This window comes from Sphingomonas sp. Leaf339 (assembly GCF_001426195.1).
Lineage (GTDB): Bacteria > Pseudomonadota > Alphaproteobacteria > Sphingomonadales > Sphingomonadaceae > Sphingomonas.
This window is the reverse complement of sequence record NZ_LMRS01000004.1, coordinates 1-18,174: the sequence shown is the minus strand read 5'-3', so window position 1 is coordinate 18,174 and position 18,174 is coordinate 1. Positions and strand designations below refer to the sequence as shown.

The 18,174-nt window shown below is 61.1% G+C and carries 17 protein-coding genes; 14 read left to right on the top strand and 3 right to left on the bottom strand.

Annotated features, from left to right (window positions below; all coding sequences use genetic code 11):
- Window positions 1-90: 90 nt before the first annotated feature.
- From ASG67_RS06055 to ASG67_RS06020, 8 genes are all read left to right on the top strand, one after another.
- Window positions 91-630 carry a hypothetical protein gene (locus ASG67_RS06055; RefSeq protein ID WP_056527042.1) on the top strand — a complete coding sequence of 180 codons (540 nt, stop codon included), beginning with the start codon at window positions 91-93 and terminating at the stop codon, window positions 628-630.
- The gene (locus ASG67_RS06050) at window positions 623-1,048 is read left to right on the top strand and encodes a hypothetical protein (protein WP_156460675.1); all 426 of its coding nucleotides are present in this window, start codon (window positions 623-625) and stop codon (window positions 1,046-1,048) included. The genes ASG67_RS06055 and ASG67_RS06050 overlap by 8 nt, the downstream gene beginning before the upstream one ends.
- 12 nt (window positions 1,049-1,060) lie before the next feature.
- On the top strand, window positions 1,061-2,029 hold the full coding sequence (locus ASG67_RS06045) for a magnesium and cobalt transport protein CorA (protein WP_056527036.1): 969 nt from the start codon (window positions 1,061-1,063) through the stop codon (window positions 2,027-2,029).
- Window positions 2,030-2,177: 148 nt separating this feature from the next.
- Window positions 2,178-2,441, top strand: coding sequence for a hypothetical protein (locus tag ASG67_RS06040; protein WP_056527110.1), 264 nt, complete (start codon window positions 2,178-2,180; stop codon window positions 2,439-2,441).
- 291 nt (window positions 2,442-2,732) lie between these two features.
- Complete coding sequence (locus ASG67_RS19360; protein WP_235535071.1) at window positions 2,733-2,975, top strand: hypothetical protein; 243 nt, start codon at window positions 2,733-2,735, stop codon at window positions 2,973-2,975.
- Window positions 2,972-3,235 carry a hypothetical protein gene (locus ASG67_RS06030; protein WP_056527030.1) on the top strand — a complete coding sequence of 88 codons (264 nt, stop codon included), beginning with the start codon at window positions 2,972-2,974 and terminating at the stop codon, window positions 3,233-3,235. Before ASG67_RS19360 ends, ASG67_RS06030 begins: the two co-directional genes overlap by 4 nt.
- Before the next feature lie 17 nt (window positions 3,236-3,252).
- Window positions 3,253-4,485, top strand: coding sequence for a diaminopimelate decarboxylase (lysA, locus tag ASG67_RS06025; protein ID WP_056527027.1), 1,233 nt, complete (start codon window positions 3,253-3,255; stop codon window positions 4,483-4,485).
- A gap of 187 nt (window positions 4,486-4,672) precedes the next feature.
- The gene (locus ASG67_RS06020; RefSeq protein WP_056527024.1) at window positions 4,673-6,562 is read left to right on the top strand and encodes a potassium transporter Kup; all 1,890 of its coding nucleotides are present in this window, start codon (window positions 4,673-4,675) and stop codon (window positions 6,560-6,562) included.
- A gap of 380 nt (window positions 6,563-6,942) precedes the next feature.
- On the opposite strand, the gene chrA is transcribed toward ASG67_RS06020, so the two are convergent.
- The gene (gene chrA / locus ASG67_RS06015; RefSeq protein WP_056527021.1) at window positions 6,943-8,139 is read right to left on the bottom strand and encodes a chromate efflux transporter; all 1,197 of its coding nucleotides are present in this window, start codon (window positions 8,137-8,139) and stop codon (window positions 6,943-6,945) included.
- A 421-nt stretch (window positions 8,140-8,560) separates the two neighbouring features.
- Between chrA and ASG67_RS06010 the strand changes: the two genes are divergently transcribed.
- Complete coding sequence (locus ASG67_RS06010) at window positions 8,561-9,478, top strand: LysR family transcriptional regulator (protein ID WP_056527018.1); 918 nt, start codon at window positions 8,561-8,563, stop codon at window positions 9,476-9,478.
- Here ASG67_RS06010 and ASG67_RS06005 read toward each other — a convergent pair.
- The gene (locus ASG67_RS06005) at window positions 9,438-10,688 is read right to left on the bottom strand and encodes a cation:dicarboxylate symporter family transporter (protein ID WP_056527015.1); all 1,251 of its coding nucleotides are present in this window, start codon (window positions 10,686-10,688) and stop codon (window positions 9,438-9,440) included. The two genes, ASG67_RS06010 and ASG67_RS06005, sit on opposite strands and share 41 nt — an antisense overlap.
- A 30-nt stretch (window positions 10,689-10,718) precedes the next feature.
- Window positions 10,719-11,159 carry a hypothetical protein gene (locus tag ASG67_RS19355; protein ID WP_235535073.1) on the bottom strand — a complete coding sequence of 147 codons (441 nt, stop codon included), beginning with the start codon at window positions 11,157-11,159 and terminating at the stop codon, window positions 10,719-10,721.
- Here ASG67_RS19355 and ASG67_RS06000 point away from each other — a divergent pair.
- The 5 genes from ASG67_RS06000 (at window position 11,041) to ASG67_RS05980 (ending at window position 17,930) form a co-directional block, all read left to right on the top strand.
- Entirely contained in the window at window positions 11,041-11,706 is a 666-nt protein-coding gene (locus ASG67_RS06000; RefSeq protein WP_235535072.1) for a substrate-binding domain-containing protein, read from the top strand. The two genes, ASG67_RS19355 and ASG67_RS06000, sit on opposite strands and share 119 nt — an antisense overlap.
- On the top strand, window positions 11,703-13,025 hold the full coding sequence (locus tag ASG67_RS05995; RefSeq protein ID WP_056527013.1) for an MFS transporter: 1,323 nt from the start codon (window positions 11,703-11,705) through the stop codon (window positions 13,023-13,025). Before ASG67_RS06000 ends, ASG67_RS05995 begins: the two co-directional genes overlap by 4 nt.
- A gap of 69 nt (window positions 13,026-13,094) precedes the next feature.
- Window positions 13,095-16,064, top strand: a complete 2,970-nt coding sequence (locus ASG67_RS05990; RefSeq protein ID WP_056527010.1) for a TonB-dependent receptor domain-containing protein — start codon at window positions 13,095-13,097, stop codon at window positions 16,062-16,064.
- Window positions 16,065-16,122: 58 nt separating this feature from the next.
- Window positions 16,123-16,359, top strand: coding sequence for a hypothetical protein (locus ASG67_RS05985; protein ID WP_235535070.1), 237 nt, complete (start codon window positions 16,123-16,125; stop codon window positions 16,357-16,359).
- Between the two features lie 74 nt (window positions 16,360-16,433).
- A complete protein-coding gene (locus tag ASG67_RS05980) occupies window positions 16,434-17,930 on the top strand; it encodes an MFS transporter (RefSeq protein ID WP_082543344.1) in 1,497 nt (498 codons plus the stop codon).
- Window positions 17,931-18,174 lie beyond the last annotated feature (244 nt).

Here is an 18,174-nt window from a genome sequence, read left to right as displayed (position 1 = left end):
CACTATGCGGGCGCTACGCAAATAACTGGAATCGATCTCGAATTGCTATGCCGAGGTCGATAACTGGATTGCCACAACAAGGATTGTGGCATGACGGCGTGGCATCGGTCGCGGCGTGCGGACCTCGGTTTGCGCGCCTCTGGACTTCTCCTTTGCGCAATAGCGTACACCGCTGTTTTGCGCCTGAGTGCGATGCATATTTCATCTCAGAATGCTGGCGCATTTGCTTACGCTTTTGCAGCAATCTGCTTCCTGGGAGCGAGCGCCGGCAGCGCGCTGGTGATGCTCGGCCACCATCTGTTCGACGAAATCGAGGTCAGCGAGCGCTGGCAGCCCCGGTCTCGTGACACCTTCCTGCCTCCGGAGAACTCGAAAGTCATGAATACGACGGAACCTGCATTGCTCGTGGTCGGACGCGATACCGATGGCAGCTGGACCGTACGCGAGAGTGCAGGGGCGATGCTGGGACGTTTCCCCTCTGCCCAAGCGGCGGAACGCTTTGCCCAAGGCGAACGGCGTGGCCGCACCGCCATTGCAATCGCGACGTCCGCAGGGTTTCAGCCACGGATCGCTGGCCGCTTGAGCCTTCGTAACGGCGGTGTCAGATCCCCGGAAACCGCTGATGCATAGATTACCGCCCCGTCTCGTCGGCGTGATGCTGATCGCGGCATCGGGGGCATCGACCCTTGTGCACCGCTCGGTCTACCAAGCGGCTTACCAAGGACCGGCGCAGACTGCGGAATTCGCGCTTGGATTGTTGACCTTCATGCTCGCAAGCGCTGGTATCCTCCTGCTGGTGCATGGCGGCAAGCTCCTTGAGCGGGACAACGCTTATAGCGTGACGCCTGAGACACAGCCGGCGGACATCGCTGCAAGGCTGATGGAACCGATCAAGGTCCATGGACGCATTTACGATACTCGACGCGGGGCATCCTTGATGCAGGCACGTCACGCTATCCGGACCTCGCGTCGCTTGATGTCGCACAACACGTCGCACGGTAAGCCTCTGCTCGGGAGCAGGCGTTCGATCCTGTCGATCTGGCGCTGATCGAGCTTCGTTGTGCCTGTCATTGCCGCCTACCTTTACCGGCACGGTCGCCGTGTCCGTGAGGTCTCGATCGACGAACGTGTCGATTGCCCGAGCGACCGGTCGGAGTTCGTCTGGATCGGTTTGTCCGACCCGTGCGAAGACGAGTTCGATACGCTGCGTGAGCTATATGGTCTGCATCCTTTAGCGGTCGAGGACGCCCTGAAGGACGGGCAGTTACCCAAGGTCGATGTTTACGGCGACCAGTTGTTCGTGATCGGGCGTACAGCGCATCTGACTGACGGCCATATCGTCTATGGCCAGACTGCGACCTTCCTGGGTCATAGCCACATCATAACCGTACGTCAGGGGTCCACCCGCTCGCACAAGACACTGCGCGAGCATCTTGAGGCCGCTCCCGACCTTCTGGGGCAGGGGGGCGATTATGTCCTCCATGCCGTGCTCGACTTCATCGTCGATGGGTATCTGCCGTTGATGACGGCGCTCGAGGAGGAAGTCGCGGCGATGGAAGAGCACATGCTCGACACGTTCCTTGGCCGGGCGGAGATTGCGCGCATCTTCGCGTTGCGACGCGACCTGATGCGGTTCGATCGCATTCTGGTACCGATGGAAGAGGTCGCCCGTAAGCTCGCACGCAACGATCTGCCGTGCGTTGATGCCGAAGCACGGCATTACTTCAGCGACGTTCTCGATCATATTCGCCGCATCGAGGCGATGGCGAGTGGACTTCGTGAGGTCCTCACATCGGTATTCGAATTCAGCAATCTGATCGAGCAGCAGCGCACCGGCGTCATCACGCGTCAGTTGGCTGCCTGGGCCGCGATCCTCGCTGTCCCGACCGCGATCGCCGGCATCTACGGCATGAATTTCGAGCATATGCCCGAACTGCGCAGCCCTTACGGCTACCCGATCACGCTCGGCGTCATTCTGACCATCTGTTCTGGCCTGTACTGGCGCTTCCGCCGGACGCGCTGGCTGTAGCGCCAAGGCGGTAAATGCGACGAGCCGTTGCCAATGCTACGGCCGCACTATGGGGTTTCCAGAAATCGATCTCGAATCACTATGCCGGGGGTCGTAATTGGGCTGCGCGGGCGCCTGGACGCTCGATCATAAAGGCAAGAAGGCGAACATGTCGTCTGAACCCAATCCGGAGCCCGATGAACGCGGGCTCGTCATCTACGTCGGGCAAGACAAGGCGGGCCACTGGCTCGTGCAGGATAACGGCAAGAAATTGGAAGGCCGTTTCGTGTCGCGTAGCGCAGCGCTGAGCTTCGCCAAAGGCGAATGCCAGATCTACCATGCAAGCCTGGAAATGGCGGGCATCCCACTGGTTCCGTTGATCCCGTTCGGTCCGGTGACCGCAGTTGATTTCCAGCTGCCGCGCGCAGCCTGAGAGGGCACTGACATGACAGCCAGAATGAAATGGGTTGGCGCACCATCGGGGTCAGCCAACCACACGCGACCGGCATCGTCCGTGACTGCTGGCAGCCGCGTCGCGCAGAGCGATCCGCGTTGGCCGCGTATCGCGTCTGCACTTGCCGATCTCCGAGAAAGGCATCGGCACTCCGTTCGTATCGTCGACGCCGACTGTGCTTGCGGAACGCTGCTGATCGAAGCGGCAAGGTACGCTCGCGTGCTCGGGTTTACCGCAATCGAGGGCCACGGCATTGATGGAGCACCGACGATGATCGGACGCTCTCGTGCAGCCGCGACGCGGTTGCACGAGCCCGCGATCGGCCTCACCTTCGAGCTTGCCGATATGGCGCAGGCGTTGGCACGGGAAGCCGATTTCCCGGCCGACATCGTGCTATGTCACGACCGTCACGGCGAGGGCGATCAGCCCGGTATCGGGGGGCTACTGGCTGCTGCCGGGGACCTTGTGATCGGCGACCCGGTATCGGCCGTTACCCGCGGGCAGGCAGCATGACCCGGCGCGACCTGCAATGGAAAGCTGGCGGCTTTGCGCTGACGGCCATCTCCTGCGCCTTGTGTACGGCCGTCGATGGTTCGCCATTGATGATCGTCTTCTTTCCGCTGGCGCTGCTCGGCCTGCCGCTGATGATCCACGGCAAACGGGTTGGGCAGATGTTCCGCGCAGAACGACGGGGGCACAGCCACACCATCGACGTGGTTCATACCGCGCGTGTTCGCCGACGGGGCCAAGGTGTCGACGGCTTCGGGCAATGACCATTCGAGGACCGAAGATGAGCTTCTTCGACTATCATGACGGCATCCTCCATGCCGAGCAGGTACCACTACCGGAGATCGCTGACGCCGTGGGCACGCCTGTCCACGTCTATTCCGCTGGTGCCCTGCGTCACACTGCCAACGGTTTCACAGCGGCTCTCCGTCACCTTCAGTCCGCCCGGTTCGCCTTTGCGGTCAAGGCCAACCCCAACACAGCAGTGCTCCGGCTGCTCGCTGAATGCGGCTATGGCGCGGACATCGTGTCGGGAGGCGAATTGCGTCGCGCCCTCGATGCGGGGATGGCGCCGTCCGGGATTGTGTTCTCCGGTGTCGGCAAGACCGACCGCGAGCTTGTCGATGCGCTGGATGCCGGGATCGGCCAGTTCAACCTCGAACTGGAAGAGGAAGGACGTGTTCTGGCACGTCTCGCTCAAAGCCGCGGGGTTCGGGCGTCTGCGGTTCTGAGGGTCAATCCAGATATCGACGGGGGCACCCACGCCAAGATTTCGACAGGCAAACGTGAGAACAAGTTCGGCGTCGCCATCGCCGAGGCACCCGACATGTTCGACCGTCTTGCGAGCCTGGACGGGTTGGACCTCCACGGAATAGCGCTTCACATCGGTAGCCAGCTCGGCGACCTGGGCCCGCTTGAAGCTGCCTACCGGCGTGTCGGTGAACTCGTGTTCGAGCTGCGCGCGCGCGGTCACACGATAACACGTGTCGATCTGGGCGGTGGGCTAGGCATTCCCTACCGTGCCGACGATACGATGCCGTCTTTTGGAGACTATGCGGCGATGGTTTCCCGCGTGACGGAGCAGTGGAACACCGGCCTTACGTTCGAGCCTGGTCGGGTCATTGCTGGGCTGGCCGGAGTTTTGCTGACCCGCGTGATATGGGTGAAGCCTGGCGTAACGCACCCGTTCGTGATCGTCGATGCGGCCATGAACGATCTCGCACGGCCTGCGCTCTACGGCGCGTATCATCGTTTTGCAGCAGTCAGGCCGAGCGGAGAAACGATGGTTGGCAATATTGCAGGTCCGGTTTGCGAGACGGGTGATACCTTCGGTATGGCGCAAACGATTGATAAAGTCGGACGCGGTGACCTCGCGGTATTCCATGCCACTGGCGCTTACGGTGCCGCAATGGCATCGAGCTATAACTGCCGCCCGCTAAGCCCTCAGGTGCTGGTCGATGGTACCGATTTTACAGTGGTGGGCGATCGGATCCTCCCGGCGGAGTTGGCAGCGTAACCTGCCCCAACATCGACGGTGTGGTTGAGCGGACCTTGCCGATTGAAAAGCTACTGTGCAGCGAAAAACGCCAGCCTTTGGCCGGCGCGTAAGCATGTTCGGCGCCCTCAAGGTCAATTCGGAGCGAACCGGGCTGGCCAACGTTCTCGTGGCAATGCTGACATAGCATCGGAGCGACGGGGAAAGCATGGACGTTCAGCGACAGGATCCGCATGAGATAAAAAAGCGAACTGGTATCGCTGCGGGATTAACGGCGCTCGGTGTCGTTTACGGAGATATCGGCACCAGCCCTCTTTACGCTTTTAAGGTTGCCGTCACGGCTGCGGGCGGCGCTCCGGGCGCTGCTGCGATCGGTGTCGCTTCGCTTATCATCTGGTCGCTTGTTGTCGTCGTTTCGATAAAATACGCCATCCTTATCTTGCGTGCGGACAACGATGGCGAAGGTGGGGTAGTAGCCATGCTCGCGCTCCTCGGCGCTCGCCATGCGGAACCCCGAACGCGGCAGGCCGCTCTTTTGATTCTGGGCCTGGTAGGCGCAGCACTTCTTTATGGCGACGGCGTGATAACACCGGCCATATCAGTGCTTAGTGCAGTCGAGGGATTGCAGGTCGACGCACCGATGCTGGCACCCGCAATCGTCCCAATCACCATCGTTATTTTGATCGGTCTCTTCGTCGTACAGGCCCGTGGCACCGGCTTTATAGGGCGTATTTTCGGTCCGGTGATGCTCGTCTGGTTCTTGGCGATCGCGTTGCTGGGTATCGCAGCGGTGGCCCGCCACCCAGCAGCCCTCCACGCACTCAATCCAACGAATGCCATCGGCTTCCTGCTTCACTCGCCACTGGGCGTGAGCTTTGCTGTCCTAGGCGCTGTGTTCCTAGCTGTTACTGGCGGGGAGGCAATGTACGCTGACATGGGCCACTTTGGCCGGTTCCCCATCAGGTTGGCGTGGTTCACGGTCGCCTTGCCCGCGCTGGTGCTGAACTATCTAGGACAGGCCGCGCTCATCGAGATGGATCCGTCGGCCGTCGCCAATCCGTTTTACGGCCTTGCCCCTGGCTGGGCGCATTATCCCCTCATCGCTTTCGCAACTGCCGCGACGGTAATCGCCAGTCAGGCCATTATCTCAGGAGTGTTTTCGCTTACCCAACAAGCGATCCAGCTTGGCTTTTTGCCAAGGCTGGACGTTCGCCACACAGCGGCCGATCAGGAAGGGCAGGTCTACCTCCCTCTTGCAAACTGGCTTTTGGCAGCAGGTACGCTAGCAGCCGTCCTTATCTTCCGATCATCCGAAGGGCTCGCTGGCGCATACGGTATTGCGGTCTCTGGCCTCATGGCAATATCGACCTTCTTGGCAGCGCTGGTTGCGCTCCGGTGGGGATACAACCCCTTGCTCGTCGTACTCGTCAATGGCGCCTTCTTTCTGCTTGATATGGTGTTTTTTGCAGCGAACGGGGTCAAACTCGTCGAAGGGGGCTGGTTTCCGCTAGTGATTGCAATCGTCGTTGCGTTCCTGATGCTGACGTGGCGGTCGGGTGTACGGCTAGTTGAGATGTCACGAGCACATCAGCGTGAGGATGAAGAACACTTTGTTCAACGTCTCGATGGATCTGTGGATTGCCGGACGAACGGTATTGGTGCGTTTCTGAGCGCGGCAACAACTGGCATACCACTTGCACTGACGCAGCATATCAGGCACGGACGATCGCTCCAGAAACGCGTTGTTCTTGTTTCGGTTGTTGTGGTCGAGACACCTTATGTCACAACGGAAACGCGCGCTGAAACATCTAGGGTCTGCGACAATATGGATCGCGTGATTTTGAGCTTTGGCTTTATGGAAGACATAAATATCCCTGACGGTTTGGCGGCATCCGGTTTATTTGACTCGGGTGAGTTTACGGAGGTCAGTTATTATATTGGCAAAGAGACAATCATCGCGGATGCAGACATTTCAGGCATGGCGCCATGGCGCGAAGAAATATTTGTCTCAATGCAGCGGAATACAGCGCCGACTGGAAACTCTTTTTGTATTCCATCTCAACAACTGGTTGTTGTTGGAACCGAAGTTCGTATTTGATCATCGTATCAGTCCCGGCAGCGTCGACTAGATCCGTTGACTGTTCTGCCCCCTACCCCATTGAACGGCCCAATCTATCACGTGCCATCCTGTCCGAAACCACATGTTTGCCGTCGACTCCCCTCGGTAGATGGCCCCAACATCGGCCACTTAGGCGGAGGCCTGGCCGTTACTGTACGACAAACCCTGTCGCCTTGTGAGACTATACGACAACCTCGTTTTAAGGGTTTGTCGTCAGGTCCATATCGCCTTGCCTCGATGGCAGCGTTCCGTGACGCGACGCTAGAAGCAGTCAGTCCGTTTCCACCACGTCGTGACGTCCTTGGACGGAGGAGCGGCCGGACGGCAGTCGCCCAATAGCGGACATGCGCCTTTGGCATTTAAAGTGTCACAACCGCACCGATCAGACCACCAAACGCCAGGATTACCGGTGTAACCCAAGCTCCTTTGAGCCGCCACACAGCCGCAAGCGCCACAATGAACACGATAACGGCAATGCCGGGCGCAGACGCTCTCGCTCCGGCCGCACCCGCCAGTTGGAAAAAGGTGGCGGCGATGATCCCAACCACCGTGGCAGCGACGCCGGCAAGCATGCGATGCAAGGACGGGTTTTCGACAATGGCTTCAAGTCGCTCAAACAAGATCAGCGAAAAAGCGAACGCCGGCAAAAAAATGCCCGCCGTGATCGCCAGCGCTCCAGGTAGCCCACCTGCAACAAAGCCGACAAAGGTAGCAAAGATCACGAGCGGCGCGGGCAGCACCCCGGCAAAGGCAATGCCGTCGAGGAATGTCGCGTCACTGAGCCACCCGCGACCAACGGTGTCCGTCCGCACATAGGGAATAGCGGTGTATGCACCGCCGAATGTCAGCAGCCCGCCTTTCAGGCCGGCCAAGAACAGCGCCAGTATTGTCGCCGGCACCGTAGCCTTGGCCACCGCTGGAGCGGTGAGAAACGACTGGCTGCCAATGAAAAGCGCAAGCCCGATCGCAACAGCAAGAGAGGCAAAAGCTAAAGCGCGACGATCGACTACAAGAGCATACAACACACCACCGGCAATCAGGGGTAGCCACAACGGCACGCCGACAAGCGTCGCAGAGAGGCTGCCCATAGCGATGCACCACAACCAGCGGTCTTCCAGGATATGTTTTGCAATCCGAACGACAGCTCGGAAGATCACGGCGAGCACGACGATCTGGATGCCGAGGAGGGGACCCAGCCAGAAGCCATGCCCGGCAATCACGAAAACATAGAGCCACGCAGCGCAAAGCATCAGCACCAGACCCGGAAGCATGAAGCCTAGCCCTGCCAGCAGGCCACCGATGCGACCCCGGGCGATGATGCCGAAGTGAACACACAATTCGTGCGCCTCGGGGCCAGGCAGCACCTGCAAGACGGCAAGCAGTCTATCGAAGCGTCCGCGGTCAATCCAACGTTCTTCCTCGACCAGCGCCTGACGCAGCATCGCGATCTGTGCGACCGGCCCGCCGAATGCCAGAAAACCGAACCGAAGGAACTTTAGGAACAACGACGTCAAACTGATCGTCGGAGGTAGGCTTGCGCTGCTTGCATCATCCATAACACGCTCCAAGGCCGCACGCGCAGCGAGTGGAGCGGACTTGGACGAAACCCGTCTAAACGGGCGTCCGCATAAGCCCGGGCCCGAAGATAAACATAAGCACGTGCGCGACGTCAACGGCAGCTTCACACGAGACCCGGGCGTAGAAGGCGGAAATGGTCCCAGCTGCTGAACGTCTGCTTCCGTTCAGATCTGCCGTACGGCGCTCGTCGCGGCTACGGCCGCTTCGTCCCACTTTTCGCCGTTCCGCGTCCTCGACACGTCGCTTACGGCGAGCGGAACAGTCTACATGAATGAACGACCGAAGCTGGGAAGCGAACAGGGCGGCCTGAACGGCCACTTGTGGGTCGTGTTTCGTATCCGAGAGAGTTGTCGATCGATCGCATTTCGGTTTGCGATAATGGTCGGCTAACGTCGCGACATGGCAGCGATCAATTTCGAGCTTTTGGACCTACGGGCTTTGATCGCAGTTTCGGACATGCGCAGCTTCTACCGTGCGGCTGAACAACTCGCGCTATCGCAGCCCGCGCTAAGCCGCCGCATCCAGAAGCTGGAGCAAGCAGTTGGTGCGGTTCTGTTTGAGCGAAGCAGCCGCAATGTCCGACTTACCCCTGCGGGCCAACAGGTCCTGCCATTGCTCCGCCGCATGGTCGAGGAGATCGACGGCTCTTTAATCGGTAGCATGGCTTCGGGCGAACAGGGGGCCGGGCGGATCACCGTCGCCAGCGTCCCGAGCGCAGCGGTCCGCTTTATGCCCCAGGTGCTGAAGCGGTTCGGCGAGGAATATCGTAAAGTACGCGTGCGCATTCTCGACCTGTCGGCCAATGAATGCGCAGAGGCGGTCCGGACGGGGGACGCGGAATTTGGCCTGTCGTTGCCGGTCGCGTCCGATGCCGACTTGTCGTTCGAGCCGCTGATTGATGATCCGTATGGCCTGATCTGCCGGCGCGACCATCCGCTTGCAGACCGAGAGGGGCTCGGCTGGGCTGATCTGGAGGGGCATCGGCTGGTCACGGTCCACCGCGCCAGCGGCAACCGAACCACGCTAGAAGCGGGGCTGGCGGCAGAGGGCATCCATTTACAATGGTTTTATGAAGTCACACGACTAACTTCGGCGTTGGCACTGGTCGATGGGGGATTGGGGCCATCAGTACTGCCACGCCTCGCCTGCGAAGGACCGGATGCACGCGATCTGATCTGGAAACCACTGCAAGATCCGACCATCGTCCGCACCATCGGACTATTGAGGCGTCCCGCCGCGCCGATCTCTCCCGCGGCCGCGCGGCTGGTGGCGTTGCTCACTCAGGCATGGCGGGAGGCGGCGGCCGCCCCGGCGTAATCGTCGCACCGGTCCAGCGCGCGATCAGCAATGTGGCGCTGATGTTGGCAAGCCCGCTGGTCAGCGCACGGATAGTGGAGAGCAGCCGATCAACCGCGATCAACATCGCTGCGGCACTCACCGGCACATGCGGCAGGAGCGACAACGTCAGCAGCAGCGCGGAAAAACCGCTGCCGGTCACCCCCGCCGCAGTTTTTGACGTGGCCAGCATCACCAAGAGATAGGTCACGATCTGCGTGGGTGAGAGACTCAGGTGAAGCGTCTCGGCCAGGAACAACGTCCCGACGATCAGATAGACCGCAGTCCCGGCCAGGTTCAGCGTATAACCGAGCGGCACGACGATGCCGATGATCGCGGGCGGAGCGCCCAACGTCTCCAGCTTATTCATGATTCGCGGCAGCACGACCTCCGACGATGAGGTGCCGAGGACGATCAGCAGTTCCTCGCGGAAGTGGCGCAGCAGTGCGACCGGCGAAACGCCGGCCCACAGTCGAAGCGCGGCCAGCAGAATTGTCACCAAGAGGACACAGGCCGTCAGCAACGTTCCCACCAACAGGCCAAGCGACCCGATGAAGGCAATGCCATAGGTGCCGACTGTGAATGCGATCGCTCCAAACGCGCCGACCGGCGCGGCTCGGATCAAAAATGCGAAGATCGCGAATTGCAGCTGGGTCAGGCCCCGGATGGCGCGTGCGATCGGCTCTCCTGCCGGGCCAATGCGCAATAAGCCGAATCCGACAAGCGCAGCGATGAACAGGACCGGCAGCACGTCGCCCGCGGTGAAGGCGGAGAAGAAAGTATCGGGTACCATTCTTAACAGGAAATCGCCCGGGCCATTGATATGGCGCGCACCCAGTTCACGGCCGATATCAATCGTCGGTACCATCGTCGGCACGTCCAAACCTGCCCCTGGCCGCAATAGTGTTGCGATCAGTAGCCCTGACATAAGAGCGAGGATCGTAATCGCCAGAAAGACGATCAATGCGCGCGCCACCGTCGATCCAGTCTGGCGGGCGCCGCCCTGTGCGACGATGCCGTCGACGATAGTACAGAACAGGATTGGCGGCACCATCATCCGCATCGCCTTCACGAAAGCAATACCAAGCGGCGCAAGACTGACCCCGAAAGCGGGCCAGATATGGCCGATCAGTGCGCCGACAAGGATGCCGACGATCATCTGCGCGTAAAGCTGGCGGGAGATCCGCCTCATCCAACCCCTAATGCGTCGCACGCATCGTTCTCACCGATCATTGCATTTGATGCAACCTGTTGCAGCGCTTCTTATACGCGTCACGGCCAAGGCATCCACCGAGAGATTGCCACGCCGCAGGATCGCCCCTGGGGCGGCACGGAGCAGGACGATGATGACGCAGGCGATTCCATTCAGACGTGACGGTTCACACGGCTTGCCACGCCGTCGCCTGATGGGCGCGATCGGCATAATGCTTGCCCCGTTACTGGTCGGCTGCCAGACGATCGCCCCGCCGTCATTAACGCCACCGTCGGCCCGCCCGGCCCTGACGGTCTTCACGTCGGGTGGGTTCAACGCGGCGTTTGATAGCTTGGCGGCATCGTACCGTCGCACCACCGGCACGCCAATCATCGTCGCGCACGGGCCCTCGATGGGTGAGACGCCGAACGCCATCCCGGCCCGGCTGGCTCGGCGCGAGGCCGCCGACATCGTGATCCTCGCGCGCTCCGGCTTAGACCGGCTAATCGCCAACGGCACGGTGACCCCCAATACCGCGATCGATCTCGGCTTGTCTCGGATCGCCGTCGCGGTGCGGGCGGGCGCGCCCATACCAAACATCGCAACCCCTGATGCGCTTCGCGCCACGCTGCTGAACGCTAAATCGATTGCTTGGTCAGACAGCGCCAGCGGCGTCTACATCCAGTCGACGATGCTCGACCGGCTTGGCATCGCCGACCGGGTCCGACCCAAGGGCCGCATGATTCCAGCGACCCCAGTCGGCGAGATTGTCGCCCGCGGCGAGGCGGATATCGGGTTTCAGCAGCTAAGCGAACTGAAGCCAGTTAAGGGAATCCGCATCGTCGGGTTGCTCCCCGATTCGCTGCAGAAGGTCACCGCTTTCTCAGGCGGCATCGTTGCATATTCACCGCATCAGGCGGAAGCGCGCGCACTTCTCACCTATCTTTCTTCACCAAAGGCCGATGCCGCGATCCGTGCAAGCGGGCTCGAGCCGGCACCTCGAAAGGCATCCCGATGATCGCAGACACGGCCATCCCGGCCCACGGCACCGCCGACACCATCGCTGCCCGGAAATCCTCCGCCTTCAAGTCGATCTTCATCGTCGCGAGCGGCAATTTCCTCGAAATGTTCGATTTCATGGTGTTTGGCTATTACGCGACCTACATCGCCAAAGCCTTTTTTCCCACCGGCAGCGAATTCGGGTCACTGCTCCTGACGCTGATGACCTTCGGCGCCGGTTTCCTGATGCGGCCGCTCGGCGCGCTGGTACTGGGAGCCTATGTTGATCGGCATGGCCGTCGCAAGGGACTGTTGCTGGTGCTGGGACTGATGGCGGTCGGCACCCTCGCGATCGCGATCACCCCAACCTATGAGCAGATCGGCATAGCTGCGCCACTCATCATTTTGGCCGGTCGGTTGGTGCAGGGCCTGTCGGCAGGGGTCGAGGTCGGCGGTGTGTCGGTCTATCTGAACGAGATCGCACCGCCGCACCGCAAGGGCTTTTTCACCTCGTGGCAGTCGGCGAGCCAACAAGCCGCGGTCGTCTTCGCCGCGCTGATCGGCCTCATCGTTTCGACGAACCTTGATCCCGACACGATGCAGTCCTGGGGCTGGCGTGTGCCGTTCATCATCGGCTGCATCATGATCCCATTCCTGTTCATCATCCGCAGCCATGTCGAAGAAACCGAGGCGTTCCTCAATCGCAAGGAGCATCCCAAGGTCGGGCAAATCATGCGGATCATTGGCGCAAATTGGGGGCTCGTGCTCCAGGGTACGCTAATGGCCGTCATGACGACCGTCTTTTTCTACATGATCACCGCCTATACCCCGACCTTCGGCAGCAAGGTGCTGAACCTCGGCGCGGGCGAGAGCCTGTTCGTGACCGCCTGTGTGGGCGTCACCAACTTTGTGCTGCTGCCGGTAATGGGTGCCTTGTCGGACCGCATCGGCCGCCGCCCCTTGCTCATCACCGCCACCGTCCTCGGCGCGACGCTTGCCTATCCGCTGATGAGCTGGCTGGTCGCCGCGCCAAGCTTCGGCAAATTGCTAACCGTCGAGCTGCTGCTCGCTGCAATCTACGCGACCTACAATGGTGCCTTCATTGTCTATTTGACCGAGATCATTCCGGCGCATGTCCGCACGGTAGGCTTCAGCCTGGCCTACAGCACCGCGACCGCAGTTTTCGGCGGATTTACGCCGGCGATCGCCACTGCACTGATCGGCGCTACCGGCGATAAGGCTATTCCTGGCGCGTGGTGCGCCGCCGCCGCCTTGCTATCGTTGCTGGCGCTGCTGATCGGCACTCGGGCGCAGAAGCGGCGGGCGACTGTAGCCTGACGGACCACCCGGGCACGGCCCGATAGATTGACGATCACCATAAAATAACAATAAAACAGGAGAGGGAACATGGCTCGCATCAGCCTGAAGACGACGCTTGCATGCGGGGGTGCCATCACGGCGCTGTCGCTCGCGCTGACCACCGCTGCCACGGCGCAGCAAAGCCCCGCGATCAACGCCGAGACGCAGGCAACCGCCACTGCCGCGCAGAACGACGCTCCAACCCCCGGCGCACAGGACGCGTCGGGAATGCCTAATGCACCGTCGACCAAAGTGCCTGCAGATCCAGACGCGCCAACCGACGCGCTGAAGTCCGCCGAGAGCAACGCGCCGGCGGATCAGGCCGATGGCGGCGGCGATATCGTCGTCACAGGCAGCCGCGTCGCCAACGGTTTCCGCACGCCGACGCCGGTGACGATGGCAAGTTCGGAACAGTTGCGTGAGACGGCGCCGACCAACCTAGCCGACGGGCTGAACCAGCTGCCCGTCTTCAGCGGCAGCACCAAGACGTCGAGCCCGTCGACCACCAACAGCCGCGGCGGCAGCAGTGGCCAGAACCTGCTCAACCTGCGTGGCCTGGGCGCGCAGCGCACGCTAGTATTGCTCGACGGTCGTCGTTTGCCCGCCACGAACAGCGGCGGATCGGTCGACATCAATATCCTGCCGCAGGGCCTCGTCAGCCGCGTCGACGTGGTCACAGGCGGTGCCTCCGCTGCCTATGGGTCTGACGCGGTCGCTGGAGTCGTCAACTTCGTGCTCGACACCAAGCTAAAGGGTTTCAAGGCCGAGGCGCTGGGTGGCATCTCCACTCATGGCGATCTGCCGTCAGCGGGCGGCTCGCTCGCCTATGGCACCTCGGCGATGGACGACCGACTCCGGATCGTCGCCGGCGCGGACTATTTCTATCAGAAGGGGCTCCGTGCCGACGAGCGCACAGGGCGCGACTGGTTCGACGATAATGCCGGCCAGATCGTCAATCCGGTCAGTGGTGCACTGCCGCGCAACCTCATCATCCCGTCGATCCGCAGCTCGCTCGGCACCTATGGCGGGCTCATCAGTGCGGGCCCCTTGCGCGGTACGCAGTTTCTGACGGGTGGCGCGACGAGCGCCTTCAACTATGGCACGATTACTGGCACCGCTTTTCAGAGCGGTGGCGATGGTGCGCGGGCCAATATCGGCCTGCAGCCGACGCAAGAGCGCTATAACGGCTTTGTCCGCAGCGAGTTTGAGGCTTCTCCCGCCGCAACTGTCTTCGTCGAGGGGCTTTACGCACGCAGCCATACAAATCAGGGTGCGTTTGCCAGCCAAAATGTCGGTAGCGCAGCAGCCTACACCATCTACCGTGATAACGCCTATCTACCCACTGACGTCCGCAACCGGATGATCCAGGCTGGTATCCAGTCGTCCCAACTTGGCCGGTTCGAAGGCGAATTACCGCTGGCGGAAAACGAATCGACGATAGACGTGTACCATGCCTCACTTGGCCTGCGCGGCGATCTGGGGGGTACGTGGAAATACGACGCGTCGTACAATTACGGCCAATCAGATCAGGAACTACGCTCCAACAACCTGACCATCGCGCGCAACCTGTATGCCGCGGCAGATGCCGTAGTAAATCCCGCGACCGGCCAGATCGTCTGCCGCTCAACGCTTGCTGGACTCGATCCGGGCTGCACTCCGCGCAACCTGTTCGGGCCACAAGCCGCCAACCAAGCCATCACCGATTACGTCACCGGCGACAACGTCTTGAACCTGCGTCTGCGTCAGCAAGTCGCCGCCGCCAATATTCGTGGCGACTTGGGTGATGCAATTCAACTCGCAGGCCCGATCGCGGTCGCTGCAGGCCTGGAATTCCGCAAAGAAAGCGCGCGGCAGATGACCGATGCGCTATCGCCGACCCGCATCGACTTCACAGGCATCCGCGGCGGGCCGTCCGCGCTCAACGGTCGACAGGGACCCTATCGTTTCTTCAATCCGCTGCCATTTTCGGGCAAATATGATATCTTCGAGCAATATCTCGAAGTCGCCGTGCCAGTGCTGAAAGATAGCGCGATCGCACGGAACCTCGACCTGAACGGCGCAGTCCGCCACGCCAATTACAGCACATCGGGCAGCGTCGTGACATGGAAGCTGGGCGCAAGCTGGCAGCTGGTCGACGAGTTGCGCCTGCGCGGCACCGTGTCGCGCGACATCCGCGCGCCCAACCTGCTCGAACTTTACAATCCGGCAACGCAGCTCAACGGCAACGTCGTGTATCGCGGCGTCACTACCCCGCAGGTAAACTTCGCAACCGGCAACCCGAATCTGCAACCTGAAAAGGCAAACACGCTGACCTTCGGTGAGGTCTATCAGCCGTCCTGGATGCCGGGTTTCCAAGCCTCCATAGACTATTACCGGATCAAGCTGCGTGATGCGATCACCACGCTGGCCGAACAGCGCGTGGTCGATGAATGCGCGGCGGGCAATCAGATACAGTGCGCGAACATCACCGTTTTGACATCGGGCGCGCTCAGCATCCTGCGTCCCAACCTAAACCTCGCCAATCAAACCGTCGCGGGCATCGATTTCGAATTGAGCTACAAGACTCAACTGGCAGGTGGTGACTTCAATGTGAGGCTGATCGGCAACCACGCCACCCGCAACGATTCCGAGACGCCGGGATCGCCCGTACGCGAGGGGCTAGGAGAGACGATCACCCCAAAATGGAGCGGCGTGTTGCAGGCGACCTATTCGGTCGATGCGTTTTCGCTGTTCGTGCAGGAACGCTTCATTAGCGCGGCGAAGCTGGATGCGACCAGGATCGAGGGAATCGACATCAATGACAATTCAACCCCCGCGGTGTTCTACACCAACCTGACCGGGACCTATAACCTGGCGCTGGGCGGCGGGAAGCAGCAAATCTATGTCTCGGTCGCCAACCTGTTCAACCGAGCACCGCCACTGTCACCACCACCCGTGACCACCTTCACCACCGCGGCCAGCAGCGCTTACGACCCGATCGGCCGTTACGTTACCGCGGGCGTGCGAATGTCGTTCTGATCACCACAGGGGGCGCGACGGATGGCCCGCTCCCTGACCCCCTTCAGGAAGGATCGCAATGAAACAGCCTGACTCTGAACCAATGAAGGTGGTATCCCAGGATATTGTCGAAGCAATGCGCGCCGGGCTGGCCGGGCAGACGACCGCGGCGCTGATGCCGTGCTACGGCATCAGCTACAACACTTGGCGCAAGGTGCAGAGCGGCAGTGCGATCCGCCGCTCGGTGGCCGAACGGCTTGAACAGCGTCTGTTAGGCGCTAACGCGCCTAGCCGAGAGCGACCGACACATTTCTGACCAAACCTATCGTGACTGATTCGACGGTACCATTCTCGTTTCACTGATCCGTGGCTTCACGCTAGGTGGCCGGCATGACATCATCGACTGCCCCCCAGCAGCTCGCCAAAGCCGGCGCCGACGATGGCGACGCACTGTCCGTAGGTACCGGCCTGGCCGGTGCACCGCCCCCGATCAGGGCGCGCGGTTATCGAACGATCGCGTTGGTCGTGGCATGCGCGCTCTTTATGCAACAGCTTGATGCGACGGTGCTGACGATCGCGCTGCCGGCAATGGCGCGTGATCTGGGCGTCGCTCCAGCCGAACTTAGCCTGGCGCTGACCTCGTATCTCGTCGCCTTGGCGATGTTCATCCCGGCGAGCGGCTATCTTGCCGACCGGTGGGGTCCGCGCACGGTCTTCTGCACCGCAATCGCAACCTTCGTACTGGGGTCGATCGCCTGCGCACAGGCGTGGAGCGTCACCTCGCTTGTCGGCGCACGCTTCTTGCAGGGGACGGGCGGCGCGATGATGATGCCGGTCGGGCGACTTGTTCTTCTGCTCAGCGTGTCCCGCGACGATCTGGTCGCAGCGCTGTCATGGCTAGTCATGCCAGCGCTGATCGGCCCAATTCTAGGACCGCCGATCGGCGGGCTGATCGTCACCTATTCAAGCTGGCAATGGATCTTCTATCTTAATGTGCCGATCGGCATCGCCGGCGTGGTGCTGGCTCTGATCCTGATCCCCGACGTGCGGGAGGGCGGCGCCCGTGCGGCGTTCGACTGGTGCGGCTTTGCGCTTGCCGGGATTGCTCTGGCGGCGTTGGTGTTCGGGTTTGAGCTTACCACGCGGCCGGGCGCAGAGGCGGTGACGGCGGTACTGCTCGGGACGGGCACGGTTCTGGCACTCCTCTACCTCCGCCACGCGCGGCGTAGGCCCGATGCGATCCTCGACTTGCGGCTGTTAGCGGTTCCCAGCTTTCGCATCTCTGTCGTCGCCGGGTCACTCACCCGGATCACGCAGGGCGCGCAACCGTTCCTGTTGCCGTTGATGTTTCAGCTCGGCTTCGGCATGTCGGCGGCGAAGACCGGCACGATTACGCTGGCCAGCGCGCTTGGCGCGCTGCTGGTCAAGCCGATTGCGCCGGGTTTGATCCGCCGCTTCGGCTATCGCGACCCTATGCTGGTCGCCGTGGCGATCGCCAGCCTTGGCTATGCCTCATGCGCGGCGTTCCGCCCCGATTGGACAGTGCCGACAATGTTTGCGATCTTGATGGTGTCCGGGCTGTTCATGTCGCTGCTGTTCACCGGCTACAACGCGCTCGCTTTCATCGACATCAAGCGATCTCGGATGAATGCCGCCACCAGCTTCTACGCCACGTTTCAGCAGCTCAGCCTGTCAGTTGGCATATGCCTCGCCGCCGTTCTCCTGCGCGTGGCTGGGCCAGTCGTTGGCACAGCGGCATCGCCCCTTGCCCCTTACAGTCTTGCCTTTCTAGGGGTGGCTGGATTGTCGTTCACTGCGATCCTGTCGATCATCTTCTTGTCGCGCGAGGTCGGACGGAAGGCGGCACCATCCGACCTTTCTGCCTGAACTGAATAAATTGCCAGATTAACGCCTTTCGGTATCCATTTTGAGCTTTGGTAGCCTGAGTAAACTATACAGACGCGCAGGCGGCGCTATTTTGGTGATCAGCATTTTCCGACCGTCGTTCGACCCCCCGCATATCATGTGATCTTCCCTCGGTTTGGCGGACACCGATGATAGGCTTTGCGGAGTCAGGAGGTGTATGATGGCGAGTACGACGAAGCGTCGGTTCACGGACGAGTTCAAGCGG

What these genes read in the sequence shown, in the direction of transcription:
- ASG67_RS06050 (WP_156460675.1), top strand. Translation starts at nt 623, where the DNA reads ATGCATAGATTACCGCCCCGTCTCGTCGGCGTGATGCTGATCGCGGCA.
- ASG67_RS05980 (WP_082543344.1), top strand. Translation starts at nt 16,434, where the DNA reads ATGACATCATCGACTGCCCCCCAGCAGCTCGCCAAAGCCGGCGCCGAC.
- ASG67_RS05990 (WP_056527010.1), top strand. Translation starts at nt 13,095, where the DNA reads ATGGCTCGCATCAGCCTGAAGACGACGCTTGCATGCGGGGGTGCCATC.
- ASG67_RS06040 (WP_056527110.1), top strand. Translation starts at nt 2,178, where the DNA reads ATGTCGTCTGAACCCAATCCGGAGCCCGATGAACGCGGGCTCGTCATC.
- ASG67_RS06005 (WP_056527015.1), bottom strand. Translation starts at nt 10,688, where the DNA reads ATGAGGCGGATCTCCCGCCAGCTTTACGCGCAGATGATCGTCGGCATC.
- ASG67_RS05985 (WP_235535070.1), top strand. Translation starts at nt 16,123, where the DNA reads ATGAAACAGCCTGACTCTGAACCAATGAAGGTGGTATCCCAGGATATT.
- ASG67_RS06010 (WP_056527018.1), top strand. Translation starts at nt 8,561, where the DNA reads ATGGCAGCGATCAATTTCGAGCTTTTGGACCTACGGGCTTTGATCGCA.
- ASG67_RS06020 (WP_056527024.1), top strand. Translation starts at nt 4,673, where the DNA reads ATGGACGTTCAGCGACAGGATCCGCATGAGATAAAAAAGCGAACTGGT.
- ASG67_RS19355 (WP_235535073.1), bottom strand. Translation starts at nt 11,159, where the DNA reads ATGTCGGCGGCCTCGCGCCGAGCCAGCCGGGCCGGGATGGCGTTCGGC.
- lysA (WP_056527027.1), top strand. Translation starts at nt 3,253, where the DNA reads ATGAGCTTCTTCGACTATCATGACGGCATCCTCCATGCCGAGCAGGTA.
- chrA (WP_056527021.1), bottom strand. Translation starts at nt 8,139, where the DNA reads ATGGATGATGCAAGCAGCGCAAGCCTACCTCCGACGATCAGTTTGACG.
- ASG67_RS05995 (WP_056527013.1), top strand. Translation starts at nt 11,703, where the DNA reads ATGATCGCAGACACGGCCATCCCGGCCCACGGCACCGCCGACACCATC.
- ASG67_RS06030 (WP_056527030.1), top strand. Translation starts at nt 2,972, where the DNA reads ATGACCCGGCGCGACCTGCAATGGAAAGCTGGCGGCTTTGCGCTGACG.
- ASG67_RS06055 (WP_056527042.1), top strand. Translation starts at nt 91, where the DNA reads ATGACGGCGTGGCATCGGTCGCGGCGTGCGGACCTCGGTTTGCGCGCC.
- ASG67_RS19360 (WP_235535071.1), top strand. Translation starts at nt 2,733, where the DNA reads ATGATCGGACGCTCTCGTGCAGCCGCGACGCGGTTGCACGAGCCCGCG.